Origin of the sequence: Shewanella oncorhynchi (genome assembly GCF_012584455.1) — a bacterium.
In the GTDB taxonomy this organism is placed as follows: Bacteria; Pseudomonadota; Gammaproteobacteria; order Enterobacterales; family Shewanellaceae; genus Shewanella; species Shewanella oncorhynchi.
Map to the genome: position 1 here is coordinate 337,189 of NZ_JABAEB010000001.1, position 18,113 is coordinate 355,301.

14 protein-coding genes are annotated in these 18,113 nt (G+C 44.1%); 12 read left to right on the plus strand and 2 right to left on the minus strand.

Going from position 1 to position 18,113, the window contains the following annotated elements:
• Nucleotides 1–136: 136 nt before the first annotated feature.
• Nucleotides 137–2,191, minus strand: coding sequence for a putative bifunctional diguanylate cyclase/phosphodiesterase (locus HGO26_RS01500; RefSeq protein ID WP_168822815.1), 2,055 nt, complete (start codon nt 2,189–2,191; stop codon nt 137–139).
• Between the two features lie 195 nt (nt 2,192–2,386).
• Here HGO26_RS01500 and pnp point away from each other — a divergent pair, with 195 nt between their 5' ends.
• The 11 genes from pnp (at nt 2,387) to deoD (ending at nt 15,793) form a co-directional block, all read left to right on the plus strand.
• Nucleotides 2,387–4,486: a polyribonucleotide nucleotidyltransferase gene (gene pnp, locus HGO26_RS01505; protein ID WP_105251702.1), complete on the plus strand. Its 2,100-nt coding sequence runs from the start codon at nt 2,387–2,389 to the stop codon at nt 4,484–4,486.
• Nucleotides 4,487–4,678: 192 nt separating this feature from the next.
• A complete protein-coding gene (gene nlpI, locus HGO26_RS01510; RefSeq protein WP_168822816.1) occupies nt 4,679–5,581 on the plus strand; it encodes a lipoprotein NlpI in 903 nt (300 codons plus the stop codon).
• 99 nt (nt 5,582–5,680) lie between these two features.
• Nucleotides 5,681–7,261 (plus strand): peptide chain release factor 3, encoded by a 1,581-nt coding sequence (gene prfC / locus HGO26_RS01515; RefSeq protein ID WP_105251704.1) that lies wholly within the window; start codon nt 5,681–5,683, stop codon nt 7,259–7,261.
• Between the two features lie 91 nt (nt 7,262–7,352).
• Complete coding sequence (locus HGO26_RS01520; protein ID WP_168822819.1) at nt 7,353–7,556, plus strand: hypothetical protein; 204 nt, start codon at nt 7,353–7,355, stop codon at nt 7,554–7,556.
• A gap of 10 nt (nt 7,557–7,566) precedes the next feature.
• Nucleotides 7,567–8,331, plus strand: coding sequence for a TatD family hydrolase (locus tag HGO26_RS01525; RefSeq protein ID WP_113939305.1), 765 nt, complete (start codon nt 7,567–7,569; stop codon nt 8,329–8,331).
• Between the two features lie 176 nt (nt 8,332–8,507).
• Complete coding sequence (locus HGO26_RS01530) at nt 8,508–9,803, plus strand: NupC/NupG family nucleoside CNT transporter (RefSeq protein ID WP_113939306.1); 1,296 nt, start codon at nt 8,508–8,510, stop codon at nt 9,801–9,803.
• 347 nt (nt 9,804–10,150) lie between these two features.
• Nucleotides 10,151–11,059 (plus strand): nucleoside-specific channel-forming Tsx family protein, encoded by a 909-nt coding sequence (locus HGO26_RS01535; RefSeq protein WP_211085783.1) that lies wholly within the window; start codon nt 10,151–10,153, stop codon nt 11,057–11,059.
• A gap of 421 nt (nt 11,060–11,480) precedes the next feature.
• Nucleotides 11,481–12,251: a deoxyribose-phosphate aldolase gene (deoC, locus tag HGO26_RS01540; RefSeq protein WP_168822823.1), complete on the plus strand. Its 771-nt coding sequence runs from the start codon at nt 11,481–11,483 to the stop codon at nt 12,249–12,251.
• A gap of 184 nt (nt 12,252–12,435) precedes the next feature.
• A complete protein-coding gene (gene deoA / locus HGO26_RS01545) occupies nt 12,436–13,767 on the plus strand; it encodes a thymidine phosphorylase (protein WP_113939309.1) in 1,332 nt (443 codons plus the stop codon).
• Between the two features lie 9 nt (nt 13,768–13,776).
• Nucleotides 13,777–14,991, plus strand: coding sequence for a phosphopentomutase (locus HGO26_RS01550; RefSeq protein ID WP_168822825.1), 1,215 nt, complete (start codon nt 13,777–13,779; stop codon nt 14,989–14,991).
• 91 nt (nt 14,992–15,082) lie between these two features.
• A complete protein-coding gene (deoD, locus tag HGO26_RS01555; protein ID WP_006086929.1) occupies nt 15,083–15,793 on the plus strand; it encodes a purine-nucleoside phosphorylase in 711 nt (236 codons plus the stop codon).
• A 183-nt stretch (nt 15,794–15,976) separates the two neighbouring features.
• Here deoD and HGO26_RS01560 read toward each other — a convergent pair whose 3' ends face one another.
• The gene (locus HGO26_RS01560) at nt 15,977–17,011 is read right to left on the minus strand and encodes an AhpA/YtjB family protein (RefSeq protein WP_168822827.1); all 1,035 of its coding nucleotides are present in this window, start codon (nt 17,009–17,011) and stop codon (nt 15,977–15,979) included.
• 79 nt (nt 17,012–17,090) lie between these two features.
• On the opposite strand from HGO26_RS01560, the gene serB reads away from it, so the two are divergent.
• Entirely contained in the window at nt 17,091–18,071 is a 981-nt protein-coding gene (gene serB / locus HGO26_RS01565; RefSeq protein ID WP_168822829.1) for a phosphoserine phosphatase SerB, read from the plus strand.
• Nucleotides 18,072–18,113: the final 42 nt, after the last annotated feature.

Consider the following 18,113-nt stretch of genomic DNA (forward strand, 5'->3'; position numbering starts at 1 on the left):
ATTCAACAGAGTATTTATTGTGTAAACGAGAGATATAAAGAATTTACAGTCAAAATCAGTCTAATGTTTAGGTCCGTTATGCTTAGCTTGATGTGATTAAGCATCGAATCGAAACTTAAGTGCCAATGTAAATATCCTAAGCCCCACGTAAACCATCAAGACTGCTTATTGTTGCTGTTTGTGTTGCTATATACAGCGCTTCAAATTCTGCTTGGGGTAGAGGCTGACTAAAATAGAAACCTTGGCCGACTTGGCACTGATTTTCTTTCAACCAATCCAATTGCTGCTCATTTTCAATGCCTTCGGCCACAATGGTCAAATTAAGCTGCTTTCCCAACATTAAAATGGTCGATGCAATTGCGCTATCCCCTGGTAGATCGGAAACGAAACAACGATCGATTTTCATGGTAGTGATAGGCAAATGGCGCAGGTAAGAGAGTGAAGAATACCCTGTGCCAAAGTCATCGACTGCAATACCAAATCCGGCTGATTTCAATTGTTCAAGCTTAGCGATAGCGAGTTCAATGTCGTTCATCAACGAGGTTTCAGTGATTTCAATTTCCAGTAATTCGGGTTGGATTTGATAGCGTAATGCCATCTGTTTGATATCGGGAACTAAACTAGCATCGGCAAATTGCTGTGAGGCAACATTAATTGCAATTGGGATGGCATAGTTATATTTTTTCTGCCATTCCCTAAGTACTTTACAGCTTTGCTCTATCACCCAACGACCTATAGGAATGATGATACCTGTCTCTTCCGCGACGGGAATAAAGGAAATGGGGCTGATGAGTCGTCCGTCTTTTTGCCAACGGATCAAGGCTTCACAGGCGATGACTTTGCCTGTTTGCAGATCAAGTTTCGGTTGGAAATACAGTAAAAATTCATTGTTTTTTAACGCATCATGTAAAGATGCTTCAGTGCGTAAACGAACTGCTGCTCGCTCAGTCATCTGTTGTTTGAAGAAGGCCCATTGATTCGAGCCTGCAGCTTTCGCGCTGTACATGGCAATGTCAGCGTGACGGATCAAATCTTCAGCGCTGTTACCGTCTTCGGGATAAATAGAAATCCCAATCGATGCCGCAGGATGAATTGCATGTTCATTTAATTGAATCGGGACATTGAGCTGGAGCAGTAGCTTATCTACAAAATCTGCTGCTTGGTCTGGGGTGTGAACTGTATCGGCCAGAATAACAAATTCATCGCCACCTAAGCGGGAAACTGTGCCTTTATCACCAACGAATCGTTCGAGAATGCGGGCGATACGAGCGAGGAATTGATCGCCTAATGCGTGTCCAAGGGAATCGTTGATATTCTTAAAACGGTCTAAGTCGATAAACATCAATGCAAAGCTGCGTTTGTGTACTCGCGAGCGTTGGATAGTGACTGCGATAGTTTCAAGTAATAATGTGCGGTTAGGTAATCCAGTTAGCGGATCTCGGGTCGCCATTTTGCGCAGTTTGGACTGGGTTTGGCTAAATTGAATAAGAATTTGGTTGAATTTTGAGGTTACTAAGCCGAGTTCATCATCCTTGTGTGCGTTGGACATAGGTAAGAGATTTTCATCCGGAGAGTCGGGTTCGATCTTATCGATGGCCTCACTGATGCGTGCGATAGGCTGAGTCAGGAAGCGATGGAATACCACGGACAGCACTAAGGTGAGTAAGAGTGCACGAGCGAGAGTAGCAAAAAAACTAAATCTTAACTGCGAGAAGAGGGTGTTTGTGAGTTCTTGGGTATCGTAGAAAACCGTTAATGTACCAATGAGTTGCTGTTGTTGGGTACCTTCAAAATAAAAAGGCCTATACAAAGGGCGAGAAATTTCTTTGAGATCATCAAATAATTTATTACTTAAACTGATAAAAGTCTGTGAGTTATTCTGCTTATTATTACTGACAGAAACAAACATTGAGCCATCGTCCAGCTCAATCACCGCCGAGCCAACATGTTCGACTTTGATGGCACCCTCTAAAGTTTGACGGGCTAAATTATCATCTAATGCCCATACGGCATTTGCTGCAGGTTGTTCAACTGAATCAAGGAGTTCTTGCTGAGTGGTCGTGAGTTGTTGTTTGGTTGATACGACGACTAAAGCGATTTCAACAATAAAAATGGCAATGGCAAAAAATAGGGCAGTAAATACGACTAGGTTAGTTTGTTTCCACGTCAGTGACTTAAAACGGCCTGTCATCGGGCGCATCCTTCATGATAATTATTCACCATCGGCGAGATTTTCCGTATCAATATAAACCGCAACTCTTTGTTGATTTAACCACTTTAGTGAAAAGTTACGTATTTGTCATCATTATCTGCTCTTTATCTATTGATCCGAATTGCAGTATACTTACGCGCGTAATTCAAGGTCATTAATTAAGGAATGGGTCACGTGAATCCTATTGTAAAGAGTTTTGAGTATGGTCAACATACAGTCACCCTGGAAACAGGTGTTATAGCGCGTCAAGCTGATGCAGCCGTTTTAGCGAGTATGGGTGACACGACAGTGTTAGTCACTGTTGTCGGTAAAAAAGATGCAGATGCAGGCCGTGACTTTTTCCCTCTGACTGTTAACTATCAAGAAAAAACCTACGCAGCGGGTAAAATTCCTGGTGGTTTCTTTAAGCGTGAAGGCCGTCCTTCAGAAGATGAGACATTAATCGCTCGTCTGATCGACCGTCCAATTCGCCCTCTTTTCCCTAATGGTTTCAAAAACGAAGTTCAAGTTATCATTACCGTAGTATCTGTCGATCCACAAATCGAGCCAGATATCATCTCCATGATCGGTACTTCTGCGGCACTGGCTATTTCTGGTATTCCATTCAGCGGTCCTTTAGGTGCTGCACGTGTGGGTTACATTGATGGCGAATACGTGTTGAACCCAAGTGTTGCACAACTTGCAACCAGTCAACTGAACTTAGTGGTTGCTGGTACTGCTGGTGCAGTATTAATGGTGGAATCAGAAGCCCAAGCATTACCAGAAGAAGTGATGTTAGGTTCTGTAGTTTACGGTCACGATCAACAACAAGTGGTTATCAAGGCGATTGCTGAATTTAAAGCAGAAGCCGGTAAACCAACTTGGGATTGGACTGCACCAACGCAAGATGCCGATTTAGTTGCCCAAATCAAAGAGCTTGCTGAAGCTGGTTTAGGTGATGCGTATAAAATCCAAGTTAAACAAGATCGTTATGCTCAAGTTTCTGTTGTTAAAGCAGCAGCAAAAGAAGCTTTGTTAGCGAGCAATCCAAGCGTTGATTTACGTGAAGTTGACAACTTACTGGGTAGCTTAGAGAAGAAAGTGGTTCGTGGTCGCATCATCCGTGGCGAGCCACGTATCGATGGTCGTGAACCAGACATGATCCGTGCCTTAAGTGTGTTAGCGGGCGTATTGCCACGTACTCACGGTAGCGCATTGTTCACTCGTGGCGAAACTCAAGCGTTAGTCACTTGTACTTTAGGTACTGAACGTGATGCACAGAAGATCGACAGCATCATGGGCGAGCGCACTAACCGTTTCATGCTGCACTATAACTTCCCTCCATACTCTGTTGGTGAAACAGGCATGGTGGGATCACCTAAGCGCCGCGAAATCGGTCATGGTAAGTTAGCTTGGCGCGGTATTAACGCTGTTATGCCTTCAGCGGCTGAATTCCCATACAGCGTACGCGTTGTATCTGAAATCACTGAATCTAACGGTTCAAGCTCTATGGCGTCAGTATGTGGTACTTCTCTCGCGCTGATGGATGCCGGTGTACCTATCAAGACTTCTGTAGCGGGTATCGCTATGGGTCTAGTGAAAGAAGGCGATGATTTCGTTGTTCTTTCTGACATTTTAGGTGATGAAGATCATTTAGGTGACATGGACTTTAAAGTTGCTGGTACACGTGATGGTATTACTGCATTGCAGATGGATATCAAGATCGAAGGTATCACTAAAGAAATCATGGATATCGCACTGCAACAAGCCTATGGCGCACGTGTGCATATCCTGAACGTGATGGATCAAGCGATTGGTTCACACCGTGATGATATTTCTGACCATGCTCCACGTATCACTGTTATCAAGATCAACCCAGAAAAAATCCGTGACGTTATCGGTAAAGGTGGCGCAGTTATCCGTGCTCTGACCGAAGAAACGGGCACTACGATTGAACTTGAAGATGATGGTACTGTGAAGATCGCTTCTTCAAACGGCGAAGCAACTAAAGAAGCTATCCGTCGTATCGAAGAAATCACATCAGAAGTTGAAGTGGGTCGTATCTACAATGGTAAGGTTATCCGTATCGTCGATTTCGGCGCATTCGTGAACATTCTGCCGGGCAAAGACGGTTTAGTACACATTTCACAAATCAGTGATGAACGTGTTGCTAACGTGTCTGATCACCTTGAGCTGAACCAAGAAGTTGCCGTTAAGGTGATGGAAGTGGATCGTCAAGGCCGCGTACGTCTGTCAATTAAAGAAGCACAAACGAAAGAAGCTGCTGCTGAATAATGAGTCTTTGACTTATTTATAGGCACACACTTTTTAAGTGATTGCATCAAAAGGAGATCAAATGATCTCCTTTTTTGTTTTGGCATTAAGAAAGTCACTATTAATCTTAATTCCCTAATAGCGGTCCTGTGGTGGGATTGCTATCATGAAGATTCTTCTGCGTATGTTGGGAATCTAAAAAGGTAGAAATGGATGAGTCTTAAAATTAGAACCGCTGTCGTTGCTGTGCTGGCGAGTGCCAGTCTGTTGTTAGCCGGATGCGCAACCACCCAATCTCCTTTAGATAACCATAATGATGTTGAAGGTAAATTGGTTGTCGCGCCTGTCATGCCTGATTATAAAGTCGAAGTGACACTGGCAAAACTCAACGAGATTTTGGCTACGGTCGAACTGACGAATGAACAGAGAGCCAGATTTCATTACGATCGTGGTGTGATTTACGACAGTGTAGGCTTAAGACTGCTCGCACGGATTGATTTTATGCAAGCGTTAAAACTTCAGCCTGATCTTGCTGATGCCTATAATTTCCTTGGAATTTATTACACCCAAGAAGGTGAATACGACAGCGCCTATGAAGCCTTCGATGGCGTATTAGAGTTAGCACCTAATTATGATTATGCCTATTTAAATCGCGGTATTGCTTTGTACTATGGCGACCGTATTGATTTAGCGACTAAAGATATGCAGGCGTTTTATGCAGGCGATAATAAAGACGGTTATCGGGCATTATGGCTGTATTTGATTGATTTGAAAGCTGACTCTGTTGAAGCTAAAAAACAGTTAGCGCAGCATCGTCAGAATTTAGAAAATGATGCTTGGGCGACCGTTATCGTCGATTATTATTTAGGTAAAAAAAGCCGTGATGAGGTTTTTTCAGCCGCTAAAGTAGGCTTAACATATCCGAAAGAATATGCTGAACGTTTATGCGAAGCTTATTTTTACCTTGCAAAAATGGCGATAGAAACTAAGCAATATCAAGATGCTGCAAACTATTTTCGCTTAGCATTGGCAACCAATATCTATGATTTTGTCGAACATAGATATGCGCGTATTGAACTCGCCAAAGTCAAAGGTTTGCTCGAAGCCACAAAATAACCTCTCTCAGCCCGAGTTCATCTCGGGCTTTGCCTAGCCAAGCTCGAACTGAGGCGCTATAATTTGCGCCTTTTTAGCGATACAAGTGCATAGGTTAACATGTCAGGCAATAAAGTAGAGGTCGATAAACGTCGCACCTTCGCGATCATATCGCACCCCGACGCGGGTAAAACAACCATTACCGAAAAAGTGCTGTTATTCGGAAACGCTTTGCAGAAAGCGGGTACGGTTAAAGGCAAAAAATCGGGTCAGCATGCTAAGTCTGACTGGATGGAAATGGAAAAAGACCGTGGTATTTCTATTACTACGTCTGTCATGCAATTTCCCTATGGTGGCGCCCTTGTTAACCTACTCGATACGCCTGGTCACGAAGACTTCTCTGAAGATACTTATCGTACTCTGACGGCCGTTGACTCATGTTTGATGGTGATCGACTCTGCTAAGGGTGTTGAAGACCGTACGATCAAGTTGATGGAAGTGACACGTCTGCGTGATACGCCGATTGTGACCTTTATGAACAAACTCGACCGCGATATCCGTGATCCTATTGATCTGATGGATGAAGTCGAAAGCGTGCTGAATATTGCCTGTGCACCTATTACTTGGCCTATTGGCAGTGGTAAAGAGTTCAAAGGTATTTACCACATACTGCGTGATGAAGTGGTCTTGTATCAAGGCGGTATGGGACACACGATCCAAGAGCGTCGTGTAATTAAAGGCATTAATAATCCTGATCTTGAGAAAGCGATTGGCAGTTATGCCGCTGATTTGCGCAATGAGATGGAATTAGTGCGCGGCGCGTCGCATGAATTTGACCATGCAGCTTTCTTGAAAGGCGAGTTGACGCCAGTGTTCTTCGGTACTGCGCTAGGTAACTTTGGTGTGGACCATATTCTTGACGGCATCGTCGAGTGGGCACCTAAGCCATTACCGCGCGAAAGCGATACACGCGTTATCATGCCTGATGAAGAAAAATTCACCGGTTTCGTGTTCAAGATCCAAGCAAACATGGATCCAAAACACCGTGACCGTGTCGCCTTTATGCGTGTGTGTTCTGGCCGTTACGAGCAAGGCATGAAAATGCACCATGTGCGTATTGGTAAAGATGTTAACGTTAGCGATGCATTGACCTTTATGGCAGGCGATCGTGAGCGTGCTGAAGAAGCTTACCCAGGCGATATCATCGGTTTACATAACCATGGCACTATCCGTATTGGCGATACGTTTACCCAAGGTGAAAAATTCCGTTTCACTGGCGTACCTAACTTCGCCCCTGAAATGTTCCGCCGTATTCGTTTGCGCGATCCGCTTAAACAGAAGCAACTCTTAAAAGGCTTAGTACAGTTATCTGAAGAAGGTGCTGTACAAGTATTCCGCCCAATTGATACTAACGATTTGATTGTTGGCGCTGTGGGTGTACTGCAGTTTGAAGTGGTTGTTGGTCGTCTGAAGAGTGAATATAACGTTGAAGCTATTTACGAAGGTATTAGCGTGTCGACAGCTCGCTGGGTTTATTGTAAGGATGAGCGTAAGCTTGAAGAGTTCCGCCGTAAGTGTAGCCAAAACTTGGCTCTCGATGGTGGCGATAACTTAACCTATATTGCACCAACTATGGTTAACCTTAATCTTTCGATGGAAAGATATCCTGATATTGAGTTTGCGAAAACCCGCGAACACTAATAGGGTTCGGTTTAGAATAGTGGTTGAAATGGCGGTGAATTCACCGCCATTTTTGTATCTAACGAAAACTAAAAATCGGTTCTGGATGTGAATGATGGCGAATTGGATCACAAAAACATGGCAGGCTTATATTCATTGGTGCGACCGAATGGGGCTGACACCTGAAAATCGTCGCTGTTGCATGCCACGCCTTGAAGATCCTCCATTAGCGGTAAAATGCGTCAAAGCTTTGGTGGTTGACGAAACCGTATCACCACCTGAACCTCATTCAATTGGTAAATCGACCGCAGAGTGAGGCATTTACTGTGATTGATACCCACGCCCATTTGGATTTTGCTGAGTTTGATGTTGACCGCGACGATGTGGTGTTGCGAATGCACAGTGTTGGCGTAGATAATCTGATTATTCCCGGTGTGTCGCCGCAGCACTGGCACAAACAGCTCGCCGTTGCCGAACAATACCAAACTTATTTTGCCCTTGGTATTCATCCTTGGTTTTGTCCAGAGGATGTTGATGCTGGGATCTTAGCATTAACATCTCAAGTTTCTGCGTTACTAGAATGTCCTCGCTTTGTTGCTATTGGTGAATGTGGCTTAGATAAGCTCTATTCCTCAACGTGGCCTCAGCAGCTCGCATTTTTTGAGGCACAATTAGCTTTAGCTAAGTCCGTTAATCTGCCAGTTATTATTCATAGCGTAAAAGCACATTCAGAGGTTTTAGAGTGTTTGAAAAAGTATCAATTGCCTAGAGGCGGTGTGATACATGCTTTTTCTGGCAGTACTGAAATTGCACTGGAATATATCAAATTAGGTTTTAAGCTGGGAATTGGTGGTTTGATTATGAACCCTAATGCTAAAAAATTGCTCAAAACTGTCAGTGAATTACCACTTCAGCACTTCATACTTGAGACTGACTCTCCTGCAATGACACCGATAAATGTTACTGAAAAACGTAACCAGCCCGCTAACCTTGTTCTTTTTATAGACAAAATTGCCAATTTGCAAAAAAAATCAAGTGTTCTAATATCAGAACACTTGGTGTCGAATGTAATGCAACTGTTTGACCTTTAGCTGTTTTTAAATAAACAGGTGTAGGTCGCACTAGCATTCTGCACTAAGCGATTGAAATTAAACTCCAAAAATATGATCAAAACGACGATTTTCGACTTTTCCTCGGGTATAATCTGACTCGGAAATAGGTTGATTAACAACATAATTAAAAAGTGTTAACAATAGGGTGATGGTTAATGGATATATTAATGAGTTTAGTAGGGGTGGTCACCCTACTTGCGATAGGTTTCCTCCTATCGAATAACAAAAAAGCAATTAATTTACGTACAGTGGGTGGCGCGTTAGCTATCCAAGCTGCCTTTGGTGGTTTTGTACTGTATGTTCCAGTTGGTAAAGACATTCTGAAAGGGATGTCTGATGCGGTTTCTAGCGTTATTGGTTACGCACAAAACGGTATCGGTTTCCTGTTTGGTGATTTAGCTAACTTCAAACTTGGCTTTATCTTCGCAGTGAACGTGTTACCCGTTATTGTGTTCTTCTCTTCTCTGATTGCGGTTCTATATTACTTAGGCGTTATGCAGTGGATCATCCGTATCATCGGTGGTGGTTTACAAAAAGCATTGGGCACAAGCCGTACTGAATCTATGTCAGCAACTGCTAACATCTTCGTTGGTCAGACTGAAGCCCCATTAGTGGTTCGCCCATTCATTCCAACTATGACGCAGTCTGAACTGTTTGCGATCATGGTGGGTGGTTTGGCATCAATCGCGGGTTCAGTATTGGCTGGTTACGCGCAGATGGGTGTACCTATCGAATACTTAGTTGCCGCTTCATTTATGGCAGCACCAGGTGGTCTATTAATGGCTAAACTGATGCACCCTGAAACTGAAGCTGCTAAAAATGACATGAGCGATTTACCAGAAGATCCTGACAAACCAGCTAACGTGTTAGACGCTGCTGCTGCAGGTGCTTCATCTGGTATGCATTTAGCCTTAAACGTAGGCGCTATGTTGTTAGCCTTCGTTGGTTTGATCGCTATGGTCAACGGCATTATTGGTGGTGTGGGTGGTTGGTTTGGCGTTGAAGGTTTAACACTTGAACTGATCCTTGGCTATGTGTTTATGCCATTAGCATTCCTTATCGGTGTGCCTTGGAATGAAGCATTAGTAGCAGGTTCTTTCATCGGTCAAAAGATCATTGTTAACGAATTCGTTGCTTACTTAAACTTTGCTCCATATATCTCTGATGCTGCCACGGCTTGTACAGCAGTAGCTGCTGAAGTTGTTAAAGGCCTGCCGTTATGCGTTGCTGAAACTCAAGCTGTGATGACTCATAGAACACAAGCTATTATTTCGTTTGCTCTGTGTGGTTTCGCTAACTTGTCTTCAATCGCGATTCTGCTTGGTGGTTTAGGTGCTATGGCTCCTAACCGTCGTCATGATTTAGCTACAATGGGTATTCGTGCGGTTATCGCCGGCTCTTTAGCTAACTTAATGAGCGCAACACTTGCTGGTTTGTTCTTAGCTATCTAAGTAACAACAGCAGGGGGAAACCCCACTAACTGGGTCCTGACCATGCAGGGCAGGGCCTAAGTTAATTCAACCATTTTCCAGTAGTGATTCCTGTAGTGAATAGTTTCTCCAATTGAAAGACACAGAATGCAACCGAAGTGTAGCTGTCATTCTGTCTTAAATGTCGTGAGTCTACGCTTACGTTAATTAATCGTAATGCAGAAGTCGCGACTTTGTTCACAATTAAGAATTTTGTGTTTGTGATTTTACGCTAGATTATTGAGATTTTTTTTAATCTAGGTAGAATGCGAACGCCACAAAAAGAACGCTACCCTCGATGGTAGCAAACAAGATAAATGGGGTTGATGATGAAAAACGTTAAAACTTTAGCTTTAGCCGCTACTGCAGTAGCAGCAATCTCTGGCAACGCATTTGCTGCTGATCGTTCAGATATATATGCAACTGACTACAAGTGGATGCAGTTCAACGCTATGTATGCAATTGATGAACACCCAATTGCTCCAGGTGCCGATGCAGAACATAACTACCTTGAAATGGAGTTTGGTGGACGTAAAGGTGTTGTTGACTTATATGGTTATGTTGATGTGTTCAATTTAGCCAATAGCGGTTCTGGCGATAAAGTTGCTGGTTCAAGCAAGATGTTTATGAAATTTGCTCCACGTTTTTCACTGGATGCAATCACTGGCTTAGATCTTTCAGTTGGTCCAATTCAAGAAGTGTACTTTTCTACTCTATTTAACTGGGGCGGTGGTGCACTCAAAGGGCAAAGCATTTCTTTTGATGTAGAGGATCATCCTGGTCCACAAAAAATCAATAACCCAGGTGATGTAAACATGTCTTTCTGGGGTATTGGTGCTGACGTTATGGTACCTTGGTTAGGTAAAACTGGCATGAACTTATATGCCACTTACGATATCAATGCTAAGGATTGGAATGGTTATCAGTTCTCTGCTAACTGGTTCAAACCTTTCTACTTCTTTGATAACAAGAGCTTCCTGTCATTCCAAGGTTATGTTGATTATCAATTTGGTGCTGATGAAGTAAATGCTTATGACACAAATGGCATTTATCAGAATACGACTTTCACTACTAACGGTGGCAACGTGTTCTTTGGCCTATACTGGCATTCAGATAACTATGCTCTAGGTTATGGTCTGAAAGGCTTTAAAGATGTTTACCTGCTTAAAGACGGTGGCACTTTTGGTCTAGATACTACTGGCTGGGCACATTATTTCACTGCTACTTACAAGTTCTAATCTCTTGTAATCATTGCTTGTTGGAGCCGCATTATGCGGCTCCATCTTTAGTTTTACCATGAGTCTTTATCTAAGCCTATTAGGCTAATAAGTGGGTTTATATAAAGGTTTGTGTTTTTCTCGCGCTAAAATGGATTTTTCGCGGAAAAGTAGGAGCAAGATTTTATTCGTATCCTCTCTTCCGGTCTTCAAGGATTCAAGTCGTGGTCACTTATAAGTTATTTTAAGTGTCAGGATGCCTATTGCTCTTTATGACTTAGGCAAGATTGAATACCTACAACAAGGTAGTTTGTACAAGCAAATTACTCGGCACCGCCTGAAGGCCCGGCCATATAAAAATAATCAAAATAATGCCACCTCTCAAGCGTTGCTTTTATGCGACTGATTTCTATTCATTTAATTTTTATTTTGGAGAGCTATTATGACTGATTTAAAAAAAGCAGCACAACGCGCCATTGAGTTAATGGACTTAACGACTTTGAATGATGACGACACAGATCAAAAAGTGATCGACCTGTGCCACAAAGCGAAAACGGCTGCGGGTAATACTGCCGCTATCTGCATTTACCCACGTTTCATCCCGATTGCACGCAAGACGCTAGATGAAATCGGTGCTGAAGATATCCAAATCGCCACTGTGACTAACTTTCCCCATGGCAATGATGACATTGCCATTGCTGTGCTAGAAACTCGCGCCGCTGTTGCCTATGGTGCTGACGAAGTTGACGTGGTATTCCCATACCGCGCACTGATAGAAGGCAATGAAACAATTGGTTTTGAATTAGTTAAAGCCTGTAAAGAAGCCTGTGGTGAAGTCTTGTTAAAAGTCATCATCGAATCTGGCGTGTTAGCTGATCCTGCGCTTATCCGCCGTGCATCTGAGCTTTCAATCGATGCGGGTGCTGACTTTATTAAAACATCTACTGGTAAAGTGCCTGTAAACGCCACACTTGAAGCGGCTGAAATCATGTTAACTGTGATCAGCGAGAAGAATACCCAAGTAGGCTTCAAGCCTGCCGGTGGTGTGCGTGATGCTGCACAAGCGGCTGAATTCCTCGGTGTTGCTGAGCGTATTTTAGGTGCTGACTGGGTTTCACCACGTACCTTTAGATTTGGTGCTTCAAGTTTACTAAACAGCTTGTTACACACACTAGAATTAGCTGATGCGCCTAAGCCGACTCAAGGCTATTAATTGCAAACTATCGCTGATTAATACTATCAGCGTATAGCGAGCCTAATTAAGTGTGACCTAAATCTATTTGGCAAACTCAAAACTTCGATAGTATGAACTTGTAATATTGCTACAGTTTTGATGTTTCATTGCAAAGATAAGCACTAGCGACAGGGTTGTTAGTGCCTATCTTGGAGGCAGTATCATGTTTCTAGCTCAAGAGATTATTCGTAAAAAACGTAATGGTTTAGCGCTAAGTTCCGCAGAAATACAGTTTTTTGTTCAAGGTATCACTACTAACGCAGTGTCCGAAGGTCAGATTGCCGCATTAGGCATGGCTGTGTACTTTAATGACATGAATATGGATGAAAGAATCGCTTTAACGACAGCGATGCGTGATTCTGGCACTGTACTTAATTGGCAGTCATTGGGACTCAATGGCCCTGTTATCGACAAACACAGCACTGGCGGTGTGGGCGATGTGATTAGCCTTATGCTTGGCCCTATGGCTGCGGCTTGTGGTGGTTATGTGCCTATGATTTCTGGGCGTGGCCTAGGTCATACGGGCGGCACGCTCGATAAGTTTGATGCCATTCCGGGTTATCAAACTGAGCCATCAAGTGAATTGTTCCGCAAAGTGGTTAAAGAAGTCGGGGTGGCGATTATTGGCCAAACGGGCGATCTCGTCCCTGCCGATAAACGCTTCTATTCTATCCGCGATAATACTGCCACCGTTGAATCTATTTCCCTCATCACAGCATCGATTCTGTCTAAGAAATTAGCTTGTAATTTAGATGCGTTGGCGATGGACGTAAAAGTTGGTAGTGGCGCTTTCATGCCAACCTATGAGGCATCGGAAGAATTAGCTCGCAGTATTGCAGCTGTTGCTAATGGCGCGGGTACTAAAACGACGGCTTTACTTACCGATATGAATCAAGTGCTTGCATCTTGTGCAGGTAACGCGGTTGAAGTGAAAGAAGCCATCGACTTTTTAACGGGTGCTTACCGTAACCCGCGTTTATATGAAGTCACTATGGGTCTTTGTGCTGAGATGCTGCTTCTAGGCGGCCTTGCAAGTAATGAAGCCGACGCTCGCGCTAAACTGAATCGTGTACTCGACAATGGTCGCGCTGCAGAACTCTTTGGCAAGATGGTGTCGGGTCTTGGTGGTCCAGTCGATTTTGTTGAAAACTACAATAAATACCTACCGCAATCACAAATTATTCGCCCAGTTTTTGCCGATATGCAAGGTTATGCCTATAGCATGGATACCCGTGAGTTAGGTTTAGCGGTTGTGACCTTAGGTGGCGGCCGCCGTAAGCCCGGTGATGCACTAGACTATAGTGTTGGCTTAACTCAAGTGTGTGCTTTAGGCGATAAAGTAGATTCATCGACTCCGATTGCCGTTATCCATGCACAGTCTGAAGCCGCCTTTGCTGAAGCAGAACTTGCGGTGAAAAAAGCGATTCACATTGGTGAAACCGCTCCAGAAAAAACACCTGAGATCTATGCCTATATTCGTGCATCGGATCTTTAAGGAAGAATTATGAAACGTACCATTATTATGATGTTGGACTCCTTTGGAGTCGGTGCTTCTGCTGATGCAGCAAGCTTTGGTGATGTCGGTTCTGATACCTTTGGTCATATTGCTAAAGCATGTGCCGAAGGCAAAGCCGATATTGGCCGCGAAGGTCCGCTGAAATTACCTAACTTAGCGCGCTTAGGTTTAGGCCATGCGGCGATGGAAAGTACTGGCGCCTTTGCTTCCGGTTTTGGCGATAATGTTGAGCTGATTGGTGCTTATGGTCATGCACAAGAGTTAAGTTCGGGTAAAGATACGCCGAGCGGTCACTGGGAGATGGCGGGCGTGCCCGTACTATTCGAGTGGGGTTATTTCAGCGAGCACCAAAATTCTTTCCCTAAAGAACTGACGGATAAGATCTTAGCCCGTGCAGGTCTGGATGGATTCTTAGGTAATTGCCATGCCTCAGGTACAACCATTTTAGAAGAGTTAGGCGAAGAGCACATGCGCTCTGGCAAGCCTATTTTCTACACCTCTGCTGATTCAGTATTCCAAATCGCTTGTCATGAAGAAACCTTCGGTTTAGACAATCTCTATCGTCTTTGCGAAATAACCCGTGAAGAGTTAGAGCCTTACAACATAGGTCGCGTCATTGCTCGTCCATTTGATGGTACTGGTCCAAGTGATTTTGCCCGTACCGGCAATCGTAAGGATTATTCGCTCGCGCCACCGGCAAAAACTGTACTCGATAAGCTGAAAGAGGCTGGCGGTGAAGTGGTGAGTGTAGGCAAGATTGCCGACATTTATGCTTACTGTGGTATCACTAAAAAAGTGAAGGCGAACGGCTTAGAAGCACTTTTCGATGCGACCTTAGCTGAAGTGAAATCTGCGGGTGATAACACTATAGTGTTTACTAACTTCGTTGATTTCGACTCTCACTACGGTCATCGCCGTGATGTTGCTGGCTATGCCAAAGGGCTGGAATATTTCGATGCCCGTTTGCCTGAAATGCTCGCATTATTAGGTGAAAATGATCTGCTGATTTTAACGGCGGATCACGGTTGCGATCCAACATGGCAAGGCACGGATCATACCCGTGAATATGTGCCAGTATTAGCCTTTGGCGCTGGATTGAAAGCGGGATCGCTGGGTCGTCGTAATAGCTTTGCTGATATCGGCCAATCTATTGCGAGCCACTTTAAGCTTGAACCTATGGCCTATGGCGAATCGTTCCTTTAGGCAAATTAGCATTTATTTCGATTTGGCGGCTGACATTTGCCGTCAGTAAACAAAGACTTAAGTCTTAATAAAATAAACAGGGGTTATTTCGATGGCAACACCACACATTAATGCTGTAGAGGGCGCATTCGCTGAGACAATGCTGTTTCCAGGCGATCCATTACGTGCAAAATATATTGCTGAAACATTCTTAGAAAATGTTGAGCAAGTGACTGATGTTCGAAACATGCTAGGTTTTACTGGTACTTACAAAGGTAAGCGTATTTCAGTAATGGGTTCTGGCATGGGTATTCCTTCATGCTCTATCTATGCAACTGAATTAATTCGTGATTACGGCGTTAAGAACCTGATCCGTGTGGGTACTTGTGGTGCGATCAGCACTGACGTTAAAGTACGTGACGTGATCATCGGTATGGGTGCATGTACTGACTCAGCGGTTAACCGTTTACGTTTTAAAGGCCAAGATTTTGCCGCTATCGCTAACTATGAGCTGATGAATGCGGTTATCGAATCTGCGAAAGTTCGTGGCACTAAAGTTCGCGTAGGTAATATTTTCTCTGCGGACCTGTTCTACACTCCTGATCCACAAATGTTTGACGTGATGGAGAAGATGGGCGTATTAGGCGTAGAAATGGAAGCGGCTGGTTTGTACGGCGTTGCCCATGAGTTTGGTGCGCGTGCCCTGTGCGTTGTGACTGTATCTGATCATATCCGCACCGGTGAAAAGACTTCTGCAGAAGAACGTCAAACCACATTCAATGACATGATCATCATGACATTAGAAGCGGCGATTACACTCTAACTGTGTAAGAGTGTGCTACTGCAAAAAGGGTTCGCATTGCGAGCCCTTTTTTATGCTAATTTTTAGCGGCTGTTCTATTCGACTTTGTTATTAATGGTTTGGTTATTAGAAATTGGTTGTTTATGGCTTATCTAGAGCTTAGCTATCTAGGTGTAGTGATTTTCCTATCTATTGAGATCGAGATTAACCTGTTGAATCTGTGTCGAGATCACTTGGTTCACTGGGTGTTTTTGGCGTCGAGGTTTCGGCCGCAGCGGCTGTTGCTTTAGTCGCGTGTTTTACCCGACGGACACTTTTGACTTTAGGTTTAACCTTAACAGGTACCACTTGTTCCGCATCGTTTGCCGCGTTTTCAACTGTTGTATTATCCTGCAATTCCAATGATTTTTCTGACGTTTTTTCGGCCTTAGTTTGCACGCTGGTCTGAGTGAGCTTATCGGTATTTGCCTCTGTCACTGCTTTTGGTGCCTTAGTGGGCTTAGTCGCTTTCTCTTGTGGGTTATCAGTGGTAGCCACCGGTTGATCTTCGGTTAGCTCTTGCGCCAAACCATCATTAACACTTTCTGATGGCTCTTTAGCTAATGATCGTTTCTCAGGTTTTTTCGGCGCTTGACGCAACTTAACCCGAAAGCGACGGCGGTCGAAGTCGGCACGTTTGAAAGACAAAGAGCGCGAAAGTAACATACCAATCAAGCCTGCAACCAACAGCATGATTTGTTGTTGCTCCATGTTTAAATTATGGGCTTCTTTGATTTCGTTGAAAAATAACTTGGTATCAAGCCTGACTTCGACATAACCTAGATTTTTCCCTTCTTGGATCACGGGCTCTACATAGGGAGGATATTTGCTTAGCAGCAAATTCATTTCTTCCGAGTCAGGATCAACTACATCCTTAGTGATGCTTTGAGCGAAGGATAGCCGCATGCCTTGGTCACTGAAGATGGCGGCGGACATCACTTTAGGATCTTCCACTAAAGCGCTGGCGAGCCATTGCAACTGCTCATCATTTTGCAGTTGTAGCGCGGGCGCGGCACCATAAGCGGTTTGCTGTACCAGTAATCTGGCCATCTTTTGAGTTTGGGACTTTAGAAGCAACTGACCTTGTAGTAGGCTTGTCTGCCACAATTGCACTAAGCCGAATATTAAGGCGAAGGCGGCGGCAATTTGGATCAGTCTACTGATTTTATGGCTTTTCTTTAGCCCTTTAAGATATAACACTTTGACCCTTAAAATGTAGAGCGCTTGCCTAATCATAATTGATTCTGAGTGAGCCCGATAGTTGGAGAATTTAAGTCCGATGGAAAGCTTGAACCAAGATGCGCTTTTTTTGTGGTTAGTCTCTGACCATTCCCCAAGGTTTGAACGCCAAGGGCAAGTGTTTGAACGTTATCAAGAGTCAGCAAACCCCGCAGGTGTTTCACGTGTGCGAATTATTTATCAAGATGCCGTGGTAGAGGCGACAATATCGGCATGGATAGCGCAATTACCTCAGTCTAACGTTATCGGTATTGCTCATATCGAACGCCAAGTTGGTTTACATTGTATCGAGTTGGCACTGGTAAATTTGCCTTCTCAGGCGCAGTTAGCGGCATTCCCGCAATCTTTAGCTGAACTGCATGTCATCAATTTTGATTTGCCTCGCTTGAATCAGCCCGGTTTATTAGTGATGGATATGGATTCAACGGCGATTCAGATTGAATGCATTGATGAATTAGCGGCTATGGCGGGCGTTGGCGAGCGCGTGGCGGCGATTACTGAACGTGCTATGCAAGGTGAGCTTGATTTTGAGCAGAGTCTGCGTCAGCGTGTGGCACAGCTTAAGGGCGCCGATGCCAGTATTATCACGACCTTGTGCGACAACTTGCCTTTGATGCCAGGGCTTGAGCTTATGCTTTTAGAGCTTAAATCCCATGGCTGGCGTTTAGTGGTGGCATCTGGCGGCTTTACGCCTTTTGTTGGCCATTTAAGGCAGCTTCTAAACTTAGATGCGGCCTTTGCTAATGAGTTAGTGATCACTGACGGTAAACTTGCGGGGGAAGTAACAGGTAAAGTTGTGGATGCGCAGTTTAAAGCAGATGTGGTTGAGCGTTGCAGTGAGCAGTGGCAAATTCCAAAAGGCCAAAGAGTCGCGATCGGCGATGGCGCGAATGATATTCCTATGGTGATGGCAGCGGATTTTGGTATCGCTTTCCATGCCAAACCTAAGCTGGCAGCGGCGGCGGATGCCAATATTCGCCATCTCGACCTGCGGGTTCTACCTTATCTGCTACAAATCTAGGTTATTCATTTATTTAAATATAAGTCTGGATAGAGACTGAGT

What these genes read in the sequence shown, in the direction of transcription:
- HGO26_RS01500 (WP_168822815.1), bottom strand. Translation starts at nt 2,191, where the DNA reads ATGACAGGCCGTTTTAAGTCACTGACGTGGAAACAAACTAACCTAGTC.
- nlpI (WP_168822816.1), top strand. Translation starts at nt 4,679, where the DNA reads ATGAGTCTTAAAATTAGAACCGCTGTCGTTGCTGTGCTGGCGAGTGCC.
- prfC (WP_105251704.1), top strand. Translation starts at nt 5,681, where the DNA reads ATGTCAGGCAATAAAGTAGAGGTCGATAAACGTCGCACCTTCGCGATC.
- HGO26_RS01520 (WP_168822819.1), top strand. Translation starts at nt 7,353, where the DNA reads ATGATGGCGAATTGGATCACAAAAACATGGCAGGCTTATATTCATTGG.
- HGO26_RS01530 (WP_113939306.1), top strand. Translation starts at nt 8,508, where the DNA reads ATGGATATATTAATGAGTTTAGTAGGGGTGGTCACCCTACTTGCGATA.
- HGO26_RS01535 (WP_211085783.1), top strand. Translation starts at nt 10,151, where the DNA reads ATGAAAAACGTTAAAACTTTAGCTTTAGCCGCTACTGCAGTAGCAGCA.
- deoC (WP_168822823.1), top strand. Translation starts at nt 11,481, where the DNA reads ATGACTGATTTAAAAAAAGCAGCACAACGCGCCATTGAGTTAATGGAC.
- deoA (WP_113939309.1), top strand. Translation starts at nt 12,436, where the DNA reads ATGTTTCTAGCTCAAGAGATTATTCGTAAAAAACGTAATGGTTTAGCG.
- HGO26_RS01550 (WP_168822825.1), top strand. Translation starts at nt 13,777, where the DNA reads ATGAAACGTACCATTATTATGATGTTGGACTCCTTTGGAGTCGGTGCT.
- deoD (WP_006086929.1), top strand. Translation starts at nt 15,083, where the DNA reads ATGGCAACACCACACATTAATGCTGTAGAGGGCGCATTCGCTGAGACA.
- serB (WP_168822829.1), top strand. Translation starts at nt 17,091, where the DNA reads ATGGAAAGCTTGAACCAAGATGCGCTTTTTTTGTGGTTAGTCTCTGAC.